This window comes from Lacticaseibacillus paracasei subsp. paracasei, from assembly GCF_000829035.1.
Lineage (GTDB): Bacteria > Bacillota > Bacilli > Lactobacillales > Lactobacillaceae > Lacticaseibacillus > Lacticaseibacillus paracasei.
Window position 1 is genome coordinate 62,083 of record NZ_AP012541.1, and the last position, 12,088, is coordinate 74,170.

At 46.9% G+C, this 12,088-nt stretch carries 10 protein-coding genes, 2 pseudogenes and 1 other annotated feature; of the genes and pseudogenes, 3 read left to right on the forward strand and 9 right to left on the reverse strand.

The window, feature by feature from the left end; genetic code table 11:
* Positions 1-170: 170 nt before the first annotated feature.
* From trpA to LBPC_RS00340, 8 genes and pseudogenes are all read right to left on the reverse strand, one after another.
* Complete coding sequence (gene trpA / locus LBPC_RS00310; RefSeq protein ID WP_032781126.1) at positions 171-962, reverse strand: tryptophan synthase subunit alpha; 792 nt, start codon at positions 960-962, stop codon at positions 171-173.
* The gene (gene trpB / locus LBPC_RS00315; RefSeq protein WP_003662226.1) at positions 955-2,175 is read right to left on the reverse strand and encodes a tryptophan synthase subunit beta; all 1,221 of its coding nucleotides are present in this window, start codon (positions 2,173-2,175) and stop codon (positions 955-957) included. Before trpB ends, trpA begins: the two co-directional genes overlap by 8 nt.
* Positions 2,159-2,758, reverse strand: coding sequence for a phosphoribosylanthranilate isomerase (locus LBPC_RS00320; protein ID WP_003662224.1), 600 nt, complete (start codon positions 2,756-2,758; stop codon positions 2,159-2,161). Before LBPC_RS00320 ends, trpB begins: the two co-directional genes overlap by 17 nt.
* Before the next feature lie 27 nt (positions 2,759-2,785).
* Positions 2,786-3,451: pseudogene (trpC, locus tag LBPC_RS00325) on the reverse strand (indole-3-glycerol phosphate synthase TrpC); the annotation flags it as partial.
* Positions 3,450-4,448, reverse strand: coding sequence for an IS30 family transposase (locus tag LBPC_RS00330; protein WP_016377049.1), 999 nt, complete (start codon positions 4,446-4,448; stop codon positions 3,450-3,452). The gene LBPC_RS00330 and the pseudogene trpC, both read right to left, overlap by 2 nt.
* Before the next feature lie 107 nt (positions 4,449-4,555).
* A pseudogene (locus LBPC_RS16225) lies at positions 4,556-4,687 on the reverse strand (indole-3-glycerol phosphate synthase TrpC); the annotation flags it as partial.
* The gene (trpD, locus tag LBPC_RS00335; protein WP_003572950.1) at positions 4,684-5,709 is read right to left on the reverse strand and encodes an anthranilate phosphoribosyltransferase; all 1,026 of its coding nucleotides are present in this window, start codon (positions 5,707-5,709) and stop codon (positions 4,684-4,686) included. The gene trpD and the pseudogene LBPC_RS16225, both read right to left, overlap by 4 nt.
* 269 nt (positions 5,710-5,978) lie before the next feature.
* Positions 5,979-6,257: a binding site (T-box leader), on the reverse strand.
* Positions 6,258-6,370: 113 nt separating this feature from the next.
* Entirely contained in the window at positions 6,371-7,084 is a 714-nt protein-coding gene (locus LBPC_RS00340) for a uracil-DNA glycosylase family protein (protein WP_003662216.1), read from the reverse strand.
* A 336-nt stretch (positions 7,085-7,420) separates the two neighbouring features.
* Between LBPC_RS00340 and LBPC_RS00345 the strand changes: the two genes are divergently transcribed.
* A complete protein-coding gene (locus tag LBPC_RS00345; RefSeq protein ID WP_025376335.1) occupies positions 7,421-8,560 on the forward strand; it encodes a hypothetical protein in 1,140 nt (379 codons plus the stop codon).
* Positions 8,561-9,197: 637 nt separating this feature from the next.
* Positions 9,198-9,380 (forward strand): hypothetical protein, encoded by a 183-nt coding sequence (locus LBPC_RS00350; protein WP_003662210.1) that lies wholly within the window; start codon positions 9,198-9,200, stop codon positions 9,378-9,380.
* A gap of 116 nt (positions 9,381-9,496) precedes the next feature.
* Here LBPC_RS00350 and LBPC_RS00355 read toward each other — a convergent pair whose 3' ends face one another.
* The gene (locus LBPC_RS00355; protein ID WP_016365985.1) at positions 9,497-11,326 is read right to left on the reverse strand and encodes an MFS transporter; all 1,830 of its coding nucleotides are present in this window, start codon (positions 11,324-11,326) and stop codon (positions 9,497-9,499) included.
* Positions 11,327-11,484: 158 nt separating this feature from the next.
* On the opposite strand from LBPC_RS00355, the gene LBPC_RS00360 reads away from it, so the two are divergent.
* A complete protein-coding gene (locus LBPC_RS00360) occupies positions 11,485-12,063 on the forward strand; it encodes a TetR/AcrR family transcriptional regulator (RefSeq protein WP_032781125.1) in 579 nt (192 codons plus the stop codon).
* The last annotated feature ends 25 nt before the right edge of the window (positions 12,064-12,088 follow it).

Genomic DNA, 12,088 nt, shown 5'->3' on the forward strand with positions numbered 1-12,088 from the left:
CGCAAGGATTAGCTTTTACCCAAATAGTCATCTGAACCGCGTTGAGGTCATCGGGCCGCCACCCGATGGCCTCTTTTCAACGACTTAATTATACACAAGATGCTAACAAGGCGTCAACATACTTACTTTAATGAAGTTATATGTGAACAATGCTGATCTTGGTCACACGATTATTTCACCCAAAATTGCTTTTTAGCATCAACGGCCACTCGGATCTGCTTAGTAAACTTTTCAATCGCAGCCGGTGCCTGTTGTTTTTCCTTCGCGACAAGATCAACGATGGCGCTGCCGATGATGACACCATCGGCGATGCCTGCCATTATTTGTGCTTGTTCAGGCGTGTGAATGCCGAAACCGATAGCGGTTGGAACGTTGGTATACTGCTTAATTTCTGCGACTAATGCCTTTAAGCCAGCAAAGAATTCATCGCGTTCGCCAGTAATGCCCATTGAGGAAACGACATAGATAAATCCTGAGGCACTTTTGGCGATTTTTTCAATTCGATGACCGGAAGTTGGCGTGATTAACGGAATAATATCGATACCGTATTTTTCGGCAATTGGCACAATTTCATCGCGACTTTCATACGGCAGATCTGGGATCACCAAGCCGGCGACATTTAAATCCGCACAGCGTTTTAAGAAGGCTTCGTAGCCGTATTTGAAGACAATGTTCAAGTAAGTTAAGACGATTGGCACCGCGGTTTCTTTGCGGGCAGCCTCCACAATGTCAAAGACCGTTTTGGTGCGAACGTTGGCGGCGAATGCTCTTAGGTCGGCGGCTTGAATCACGGGACCGTCGGCGACTGGATCGGAAAAAGGGATGCCTAACTCCACAATATCGGCGCCACCTTTGGCAAGTGCGACCACGTTTTTGACGGTGGTTTCAAAATCGGGATCATCAGCGACGATGAAGGGGATAAAGACTTTATGATTTTTAAAAACATCTGCTAACTTACTCATCAACATCGACTCCTTTGTATTTGGCAATGCTTGCGACGTCCTTATCGCCACGTCCGGACAAGGTACAGATAATGATTTGATCTTTTGCCATCTGTGGGGCAATCTTTTCAACGTAGGCGATGGCGTGACAGCTTTCAATCGCGGCAACAATGCCTTCTTGTTTCGCAATGTAGGTAAAGGCTTCAACTGCTTCGTCGTCGGTAATGCCAACGTATTGCGCCCGGCCTTCCTGAACGAGAGCGGCATGCTCGGGGCCAACGCCGGGGTAATCAAGGCCAACAGAAATGGAATATACCGGATCAATCTGGCCGTCTTCATTTTGCATGAATAAGGACTTCATGCCGTGGAAAATGCCAACGGAGCCGCGTTCGATGGTTGCGGCGGTTCTGTCGGTATCAACGCCTTTACCGGCTGCTTCAACGCCGACTAATTGAACAGAAGGATCATCAATATAAGCGGCAAAACTTCCAATGGCGTTACTGCCACCACCTACACAGGCAACGACCATGTCTGGCAGCTGAGCTTCTTTGGCCTGAAGTTGCTGTTTTGATTCCGTTGAAATAACACTTTGAAAATGTTTTACCATTTCGGGGAACGGCGCCGGGCCGACTGCGGAACCTAGCACGTAGAAAGTGTCATCACTGCGACTCGCCCATTCTTGCAGTGTGGCGTTAACCGCGTCTTTTAAAACCATTGATCCGCTTGTGACTGGATGAACCTTTGCGCCGAGAAGTTCCATGCGATAAACGTTTAACTTTTGGCGGTCAGTGTCTTCTTTACCCATGAAAATTTCACAGTCCATCCCCATGAGTGCGGCAATGGTGGCGGTAGCGACACCATGTTGACGCGCGCCGGTTTCGGCAATCAGGCGCTTTTTGCCTAAATGTTTGGCAAGCAAGGCCTGACCGATGACATTATTGATCTTATGTGCACCGGTATGATTTAGATCTTCTCGTTTTAAGTAGATTTTGGCGCCACCAAGGTCTTCGGTCATGTTCTTGGCATAATAAAGCAACGAGGGGCGATTGGCGTAATTAACCAATAGATCATTTAATTCTGCTTTGAATTCAGGATTATCTTTTAAGTCATTAAAAGCCTTAGTGACTTTTTCAAGCTCGGTCATGAGGGTTTCAGGAATATACTGGCCGCCAAAGTCTTTTCCATAACGACCGGCGCGTGTTGGCTGTTGGGTTGTTTCATTTAGTGTCTTCATAGATGGCTTCCTCTTTTGCTTGTTGAATGAATTGGGTGATTTTATCAGCATCTTTATGGCCGTTGGTTTCAACCCCGCTGGAGACGTCGACCATCGTGGGCTGAACGAGTTGAACCGCTTGGCGCACATTCAGTGGCGTTAGACCGCCAGCCAAAATGAGGGGTCGGCTGATGTGGGGGATAGCTTTTAAGTTAAGTAGTTGCCCGCTGCCCTTGCCGCTATCGACCATTAAATAATCAGCCATTGAGGTTAGATCAATGGCCTGGCGTTCAAAGACCTGGATCACTTTTAAACCGGCTCGTTGAAGTTGCGTGATTTCGGCTGGGGTGCTTTTCCCATGAAGCTGAGCAACATCAATGGCACCTGCTTGATAGATAGCCAGAATTTCGGCGACTGGCTCGTTGACGAAAACGCCAACGGTCTTGATCTTAGGATGAAGCAACTGTTTTAGGGATAATGCTTGCTCAAGCGATATTTGATGCCGCCCGGGAGCGAAGACAAAGCCGGCAAAGTCAGCCCCAGCAGTATTGACTGCCAAAATATCTTCCGAATGCATGAGACCACAGATTTTAACGAGTACCATTTTGGGAACCTCCTTAACCGCGCCAGTTCACGCTCTTTCTTTAAATGCTGCAATTAATTGTCTCTTTTGGTTAGATCGCATGAGTGTTTCACCGATGAGAATGGCATTGAAGCCAGCTGCTGCCAGTTTTTCAACGTCTTCCTGCGTCTTAATGCCGCTTTCCGCAACGACGGGGATGTTGTCGGGCACCATGGCTCTTAATTTCAAACTATTGTTGAAATCAACTCGAAAGTCTTTGAGATTCCGGTTGTTAATGCCGATTATCTTTGCACCTGACTGTAGTGCCCGTGTGACCTCAGCGGCTGTATAGGCCTCGACAATTGCGTGCATACCGAGCTTTTCAGCCAGTTGGCGATAATCGCGCAATTGCTGATCGGTTAGGATCGCAACAATCAGTAAAATAATGACAGCCCCGTTTGCCTTAGCCTCGTAGATCATATAAGGATCAATCGTAAAATCTTTTCGAAGCGTTGGCACCGACACTTGTTGGCTGATCTCCTTTAGATAATGAAGGTGGCCGTTGAAATAATCGGGTTCGGTCAAGACCGAGATAGCATCGGCACCGGCTTGATCGTACGCTTTGGCGATCGCCAAGTAGGGGAAATCTGTGACAATTGTCCCCTTTGATGGCGAGGCCTTTTTGACCTCAGCGATCACGTGTAGGCCAGGTTGTTTTAAGCGTGACGAATTGTCAACTCAAGTGCAACTTTTTACCCATGAAGACTTCTGATGGCGTCTTCCAGCCTAAGACCTTGCGTGGTCGATTATTCAGTTGTTCAATGTAAGTCTCAATTTCCTGGTCGCTCTGAAGGTCTAGGTCTGTGTTCTTGGGAAAGTATTCTCTAATCAGTCCGTTGGTGTTTTCGTTAGTTCCTCGTTGTTGAGGCGCGTGTGGGTCAGGAAAGAAGACCTTTGTATTCAGACGTTCTGCCAGCTCCCTGTACCGGGCAAACTCCCTTCCACGGTCAGGAGTCACTGTTCTTACTCGGTTAGCTGGTAAGGCACCAAGCAGCTCAATCATGACGTCTCTAACAGTGTCAGCTTTTGCGTTGGCCGTTCGCTTCGAAAGCAGATAGCGTGATTTACGGTCAACTAATGTTACTAATGCAGAGTGTCCTGTTTTACCGCGTACTGTATCGCCTTCCCAGTGACCAAACCAGCTGCGATTTTCTGCCGACCGGGGTCGGTCGTGAATTGATGGCACGTCATTGAAGCGCCCCCGGCGTTCATTTATGGTGCCTTTGATTTTGCGCGTCTTGCCTCGGTGTCGAAGCAGCCTTGGTAGCCCGCGAGCACCATGGCTCTTCAATGGAACACCGAGATTATCTAGGTAGATACCTCTGTAGATAGTCGAATAGCTGATGCGAATAGGACTGCCTTCTAGTGACAAGCGACCGGCAATCTGCTCAGGCGACCAATGTAGCACCGTGATATATCGAATGACAGCGTCACGAGTCCCCGGTCGATCGAGGATCCGAGGACGCCTGCTAGCCAAGCGAACCCGCCGGTAGCGGTCCTGAGCGGTGGCTGCCGAATAGTTCCGCCAGCCGCCGTTACGTGCAATTTCACGGCTGACTGTACTCTTGGAACGACCTATCTCTTTGGCGATGGTATCAAGAGTTTTGCCTGTAGAGATACCAAGCAGTATCGATTCACGGTCTTTTAAGGTAAGATGGGTGTACGGACTCATAGTCGAGTTCTCCTTGTAGTTGGTCTTGTGGTGATTCCATTTTACAAGGACTCAGGCTATGAGTCTTTTCTATTTGACTAATTTGTTGCACTTGAATTGTAAATCCGTCGTGTTAGAAAATCCGGCTTGTGATTGCGCGGCATTTTGGCCACGGTTTGTTTTAAATCAGCAAGTGACTGTTGGCGTTGGTGACGCGCTAAACGAATTTTGGTCACAGTCACCAAATCGTCTAAGATCATGCCACCACGTCCTTACGCTTGTCGGAGAAAGCCAGTAGGCGATTGAGTTCTTCAAAGGCTTTGCCATCGTCGATCGTTTTAGCGGCTAAATCAATCCCTGCTTGAATGGATAAGTCGGGATGAGCCACGTGAAGCGCTGCACCGGCATTCAACAACACGATGTCGCGTTGCGGTCCGTGATCGCCGGCTAAAATACGCCGGGTAATGTTGGCATTGGCCTCAGGTGTGCCGCCAACCAGATCAGCCCGCTGACGACGTTTCAAGCCAAATTGCTCAGGTGTCACTGTGTATTTCGTTAAGTGATCATCCTGCAATTCAACCACCGCGGTTTCATCGGCGGTGGTCATCTCATCAAGACCATCGCGGCCGTGAACGACCATCGCGTTGGTGACGCCGAGCTTTTTCAAGACATTGGCTAATGGCTCAAGCAAGGTTTCATCGTAAACCCCAAGTAGTTGGTGAGTTGGGTGTGCCGGATTTGCCAGTGGCCCGAGGATGTTGAAAATGGTGCGGAAGCCAAGTTGCTTTCTAACAGGGGCAACGTACTTCATTGATTTGTGATATTCCTGTGCGAATAGAAAGGCCAAATTGTTTTCTTGCAGGCTTTCATAACTGACAGCGGGTGTTTCATTGATGTCCAACCCTAAAGCCTCAAGAACATCGGCGGCCCCGCTTTTCGATGAAGCGGCGCGATTACCATGTTTAGCCACTTGGGTACCAGTTGCCGCGACGACAATCGCGCTGGTTGTGGAAATGTTGAACGTGTTGGCATGATCACCACCAGTACCAACAATTTCAAGCACATCCTTGGTTTCGGGAAAAGCAAGCGCGTGGCTTCTCATGGAAGCAGCTGCACCGGCGATTTCATCAATCGTTGGATTCTTGGCGGTTAACGCGGTCAGTAAGCTGGCAGTTTGCACCTCAGATGCTTCACCGTTCATGATTTCATCCAAAACGGCTTCGCTTTCTTCAAACGTTAGGTTTTCGTGGTTCACGACTTTTTCAATGGCTTGTTTAATCATGATGAATGCCTCCAAATTGTGTTTTGACAGGGATTGTTGTGAGTTTTAAGTGATTGAAAGCTATATAAAAATCGCCATCGTTTAATCTCGTTTGTCTGATTCATACCCAAGACCTCCTTCGATAACGCGTTCGCTGGCGCAGAAACCTGCGTGTAAGGACCTGAATTGCAATGATCAAAGACCGACCATCACGCTTCAAGCCGCTTACACTCCGGTTCCTAAGCACGCCGGCTCACGCTCACAAAAAAATCCGCCCATAACTTTGAAAAGTTAAGGACGGATTTTCCGCGGTGCCACCTTAGTTCGATTAATTCGAGACTTCAACAAATAATAGCATCTGATTTGTCTAAAAATCCCCATTTAATCACGCTTAGCGAGAGACCAACATCTCTCCGACAACTGACGTATGCCTCTACGTTTCTCCGTACTTGAAGTCTTTCGGAGAACCCTCCGTGGTCCATTTAATCATCTGCGTTCGATTGCACTCTCAGCACCGGCAACTCTCTTTGCGCGCACAATGATCTTGATCTCCACATCATCGGTTTGTTCATGGACGAATTATTAATGATTGGTTTGAATATTAGAGGCTCTCCTGAAAAATGTCAACAATTTTAATGCGTACTTTTGTAAAGATGTTTGAACAGGTTCGCAAAGTTGGCAATTAACATGACTCGTGATGTAGGGCATTAAGATATTTTCCTAGGTACTTATCGTGGTCTTTTGGGTGATACTGTGTGATAAAACGAGGATGTTCTAACGGCACGATTGTTTCAAAAAAATGATACTGATGATTAATGTTCACCAGCACCTTATAATTTTCGCCGCTTCCGATGCAGTAGCATACTGATGTATCTATGCCAAAGTCGATTTGGCGGCGCAGTGAGTGCACAATAAACGGAAGCAAAAGGTTCTGTACTTTTTTATTTTCATAGTAATTACAATTAACTTCATTTCCCTTGGCATTGATGCTAGCCAAGCCGAGTGGACAGACAAACCCTAGATAAAAAGCATTGTAGAATTTTTTGCTGCCGCCATATTTGGTCATGACGTCATATAAAAATTTTGATGATGACTGGTTAATATAAAATTGATCAATCAGAATACCGGTTTCAGTTTGAAGATGTTTTGCGTCTTCAAAAGGTACGCCAGTCATAGCTGTTCCTCTTCGTGCAGGGGAACTTCCCAAAATTAATCGCCGAGGCTTCGTATCATCAAAGTATTTTTGATAAAACGCTGTCGTTATCTTGCAAACAGCAGCTTGTTGTTTGCCACTATAAGGATTGATGAGCTTAAATTTGTCAGGTAAATCAATTGATACGGATGAGAGATCATTAGTGAATTTCAATACCTTGTCTGCAAAATTCGTGCGATACATTTTACACCGGCCTTCCTGCTATTCTCAGCTGCATGTGGCGCATAGTTTTGCTCGATATTTTAGGCCTGATAGGCGCTTGGTTCCTAATGGTCGGCCCGGCCGCTTTTATGGTTAACAAGTTTCAATGCTTCTCACTATCTTATAATAGTTGGGTAATTTCTTAAATGTTTTTTGACTATGGATGTCATGCTAAGGTAACTGGACCACTAATAAAGGCGCCAAACCATGCAGTCACTTTTAGGCTTTAATGAGTTAGCGCTGCCTTGTTCCGAGAATAATAGAAGCTTAGACTCAGTAACAATAGCAGCAGCACCTAGACGTGGAGAAGGAGAAATGATGATGAACAAAAAGTTGAGCGTGGCAGTGTTGGTGCTCGGATGTTTGAGCTTACTGGCTGCTTGTCAACCGAGTAACGTTGTGAGCAAGGTTAAGCAGCATACAGTGACCGTTTTAAACCAAAAGGATCAAGTGTGGCGCGAAACTGAGGCGGTTTCTGCCACGGTAACGAGTCAGGGGAGTTTGAAAAACGAGCAAGTAAAACCGGACAACAAGTTGTCACCTGCTATCACGAATGCCGGTAAATTTTACAGTGTCGCTACTTTCAAACAGAGCGATTATGCCACGATCAAAAAGGCTATTCAGAAAAATGAAGCACAGCCTAAGACACTCCGCTTCGTCACAGTGAAGCAAGTGAATGCGACGCTTAAAGCGATGGGGGCAACCAAACAGATTAAAGCATTAACGGATTTGGTCTATACACAACAAGCGGATGGTCACACTTTTCCTAGTAATGATGGCTATCTCATTGAAGGCGATCATTTGTATGAAGTGATCATGGCTTACACGACAGGGGGTAATGCTAGTACCGTCAATCGCGGCAATGTTTACTCGCGGAAAATCAAGTACGGGACAACTAAGCAGCTGACTTTCAGTGAAGTGGCCGGCACTTGGCAAAGCGCTGCAGGCGATCAGGCTACCGTGCGAGATAATCAATTGGTGACCATTCAGAACAAGTCGTATGTTCGCGGCAAAGTTGAAAATCTAAGTCACTTGCAAGGAGAAAAGTTATATCGAAACACGGCGTACTCCCTGCGACAGACACAATTGGTCAAGCAAGATGCTAAGTTGACCCAGCAATCGTTGGTAGCAGGTGACTTGTATGACAATATGTATCTATTCCTATCAAAGACAAAGATGGCGCGTGTGAATACTAACGGTGTGACCATTTTTACGAAAAAGGCAGCGCAAAGCCAGATTCCTGATCAAGTTTTTGAGGTTTTTCGGTTATTAGACCAGCGCCATACAGACGAAGTCGCAGCTTATTTATTACCGCACGGGACTGACACTTATTCTGTGGCACTGACTCGTAGCATCAACTATGCAACGGTAAATTATGAAGGCGGCGCAACGGGAGCAGAATCAGTGTCGATTCAGGATGGCAAAATTAGTGTTGGACCAGACTTAAATCACAATTGAGCATGACTCACAACTTTACTCGCCCCAGTCAAAAATAAAAATTGGTCCATACTCAAAAAACATCAGCAGGCAGTGTGCGGTCCGCAGGTCAACTGCATTGCTGATGTTTTTTGAATGTATAAGGGAGTATAAGTTTTTAGCTCTGTGGAAGCCTTGCGACAGCTGAGATTGGAAACTTTTGATCCTGTCAAAACTTCGGTAAGATTGGAGTATGAAAAGTAATAGGGTTAAAGTGTCCACATGAGCCTAGCATGGACCAAATTTTATGCAACGATTTTATTCCAATCGTCTGACATTCCTCACATACAAACATATTGTGAAATAAGTAACGGATCGTGATCTGTTGGTGACGAGAATGTAAACGCATTTCAGTTGGCTTGAATAGATGCTTGGGTGTATTGTTATAGCGTAAGAATAACGAGAAAACTTGTGAATCTGCTTCTATGTTTGAAGGAACAAACATGAAACTGAGGGCAGCGTTAATAACGCTGGTTGTTTCTAGTGCAGTTTCTTTAACCTCTCCGGAGGGCTTTATCGCAAAGTGGTGGGATCAGCACGATGCGTACCCAAATAACGGGATCATCAACTTTTAAGGCCTGATCTGGATAACAGTTAAAACGATGAACGGAGGGAAGACATGAAATATTGGCGGAATTTCTTCTTAACGTTTGGCGTTGTCTTGGTATTGGCATATGTTGTCTCTGTTTGGTTAAAAATGCCATTCAGATGGTGGATCTTTGTTGGTGGCGCTATTGGTGTCCTTATTGTAGACTATGGGTTCGGAAAGCGCCGGAAGAAGCATAAGCATTCTGCAGATTAACAACTATTTCGTCGTACGGATTTACAACCACTCGTTAGGTTTACCTGAGAAAAGCCACCCGAAGAAGGATGGCTTTTTTTGATTTCTCCTCAAGGATGAGAAATGTCTAAAGGTGGTTATTCGCTTCGCAATGTGTCGATATGCAGCCGATCCGTCCAAAAAGCCACTGGTGATAGACATAGGACAATCAAAGCGCCAATCAGGTACGTGTGACTAAAAGCCTGAGCTAAGCGGGTGTTTTTGCGTTGGGTAATGTCGTGAAAAGCGGTTTGCAGGGTTTGTTTCTGGGCGACTTGTTTGATGCCGGTCAAAAAGGCAGCTTGTCCTTGCGCCATGGTCGCAGCACCCGTGCTTAGTTGCACGATACTGGTGGCAAGCGGTGAACGGGTTTGTTGAGCCGCTTTTGCCAGTGCTTCCGAGCCGTTTGCCAACTTGTTACTGCCTTGTTGTAAGCCTGCACTGGCATCATACAACTTGCGAAGATCACTGCCAGCAGCGGGCTTTGGTAGATTAGTTTTAACTTTGGCTGCTTCTGAGATGGTTTGCCTCATCTTTTTCTGTTGGTGCTTTGTCGGGGTTGATGATCCGGCAAAGACCGCAGCGAGCTGCTGGTGAGCAACTGTTTTGACATGTGGCGACAAGGTTTTTGCCGCTATGATTTGGTCGCCAGCATGATGAATCTGCGTTTTTGCTGTGTCGATATTGGTATCCAATACGGTGACCAGAATCGCAATACCTAAACAGGTACCAATTTGCCGGGCCGCGTTGACAATCCCGGAACCAATCCCACTTTTATTTTTGGGTAGATAACGGACCGAGGCGACCATTGAGACTGAAGCGAAGCCAAAACCGAAACCGTTAATGACGAGCAGCACCACGATTAAGGCGGTTGCGGTTTCTGTTTTGATGAGCGACAGCAGGAAAAGGCTGGCAGCCATGAGCAGCATGCCGGCTAAGGTAACGGGAATAGCACCGGTTTTATCGAGTAGTTTGGTGCCAAGTGGCATGGCAATCATGATCGTTAGGGAAACTGGAATGATGATGAGTGCGGCATGCAAAGGACTATCGCCTAATACATTTTGGAGGAAATAGTTCAGAATCAGACTCGGTGCTACTAACGCAAAGCCGGTCATGAAGTAAACAATGCTAGAGGCACTCAACGTTTTTTCACGGAAAAGCTCTAGCTCCAACAGCGGGTTCTTCACGCGCTTTTCGGTGGCGATGAACGCAATGAGGGCGAGGACACCGCCGATTAAACTGGTCAGAATCAGCAAGGATGTCCAGCCGTATTGGCGACCTTCCAACAGGCCAAATGTGACACCGCCAAGCGCGGCCGTTAGAAAGACAAGCCCCGGAAAATCGATACCGCCAGCGAGGGATTCATCATAGGATTCTTTTGCGCAAACGGCAATGAGCACGAAGGCAAGGATGGCTAAAGGAACATTGATGCCGAAAATCCAGCGCCAAGAAGCGACTTGCAGAATGATACCACCAATTGGCGGGCCGCCAGCCGCTGCTAGTGCCGTGACTGCTCCGACAACGGAAGCAACGCGGTTGATTTTCTCTTTACCGAAGACCTCAATTCCCATAGGCAAGACAATTGGGGTGATGATCGCGCCACCGAGACCTTGGAAGAAACGGAAGGTGATGAGCATGGACAGAGAAGTCGCCGTCATACAAACAGCGGAGAAGCCGCCAAAGAGAAGGAGACCAAGTAACATGATTTTCTTGCGGCCAAACCGGTCAGCAATTTTCGAAGCGGTAATCATGAAGACCGACATGGCTAAGGTGTAAATCGTCATGACCCAACTCGTATTAGCAAGCGAGCCATTGAGATCCGTCATGATTTTTGGAATCGCAATATTGACGATCGTGGTGTCGAGGGTTCCCATGAACATCGCGATCGTCAGGCCAATGAAACAAAGTGCTTTGGTAAAACGCGTCATAGCATCCAGTCCTTTCATCTGATACGTTTGTGTCTATGTGACACACGTGTGACTTTCGAGAGCACTTTGAGTATACTGGGGCTTAGGAGAAGCGGCAATAGGTTGCAGACAAGTGCTACAAATTGGCAGTATTTGTGTCAGATAAGGGGATGCGAGCGATGAACGGTAAACAACGAATGGCGGCGCAGTCTAGACAGTGGTTGGTTGATGCCTTGATTGAGTTGATGCAACGCGAAGATGTGGCTGATATCTCAATCACGGAAATCGTGCAGACAGCAGATCTTTCACGAAAGACTTTTTATCGGGCATTTAAAACCAAAGATGACTTAATCGATTATCTCTGTGCCCAATTGACGGAAGGCTATTTTGAAAGTTTGCAAAAAGCCACCCGCGATCAGGAACCGATTAGTTTTGAAACAACCATGGCAAATTTCTTCAACTTCTGGTGGCAGCAAAAAGACCTTGTTCGCTTATTGATTCGACAAGGTCTGTTTGATCGTTTGAACGGGGTTTGGCTGCAAGACGCGGTTGCTCACTACCGCGCGTTTCCTGCGCCTTGGCATGTCGCCGGTACCGATCAGGAAGTGAACTACATCATGGCCTTTGCCCTCGGTGGCTTCACGAATATTCTGCGCGTCTGGCTGGCGCAGGATGAGCCAGAATTGCCAGAACAGGTGCAAAAGGGGGCGCTGGCTGGTTTTGGACAATTGGCGCGGAGCATTGGTGGGACGAATTAAGTACTTAACCAATAGTTTAATAGCT

Coding starts and splice junctions, on each gene's coding strand:
- LBPC_RS00350 (WP_003662210.1), top strand. CDS start 9,198: ATGAAATATTGGCGGAATTTCTTCTTAACGTTTGGCGTTGTCTTGGTA.
- LBPC_RS00340 (WP_003662216.1), bottom strand. CDS start 7,084: ATGTATCGCACGAATTTTGCAGACAAGGTATTGAAATTCACTAATGAT.
- trpB (WP_003662226.1), bottom strand. CDS start 2,175: ATGAAGACACTAAATGAAACAACCCAACAGCCAACACGCGCCGGTCGT.
- LBPC_RS00345 (WP_025376335.1), top strand. CDS start 7,421: ATGATGAACAAAAAGTTGAGCGTGGCAGTGTTGGTGCTCGGATGTTTG.
- trpA (WP_032781126.1), bottom strand. CDS start 962: ATGAGTAAGTTAGCAGATGTTTTTAAAAATCATAAAGTCTTTATCCCC.
- LBPC_RS00320 (WP_003662224.1), bottom strand. CDS start 2,758: ATGGTACTCGTTAAAATCTGTGGTCTCATGCATTCGGAAGATATTTTG.
- LBPC_RS00355 (WP_016365985.1), bottom strand. CDS start 11,326: ATGACGCGTTTTACCAAAGCACTTTGTTTCATTGGCCTGACGATCGCG.
- trpD (WP_003572950.1), bottom strand. CDS start 5,709: ATGATTAAACAAGCCATTGAAAAAGTCGTGAACCACGAAAACCTAACG.
- LBPC_RS00330 (WP_016377049.1), bottom strand. CDS start 4,448: ATGAGTCCGTACACCCATCTTACCTTAAAAGACCGTGAATCGATACTG.
- LBPC_RS00360 (WP_032781125.1), top strand. CDS start 11,485: ATGAACGGTAAACAACGAATGGCGGCGCAGTCTAGACAGTGGTTGGTT.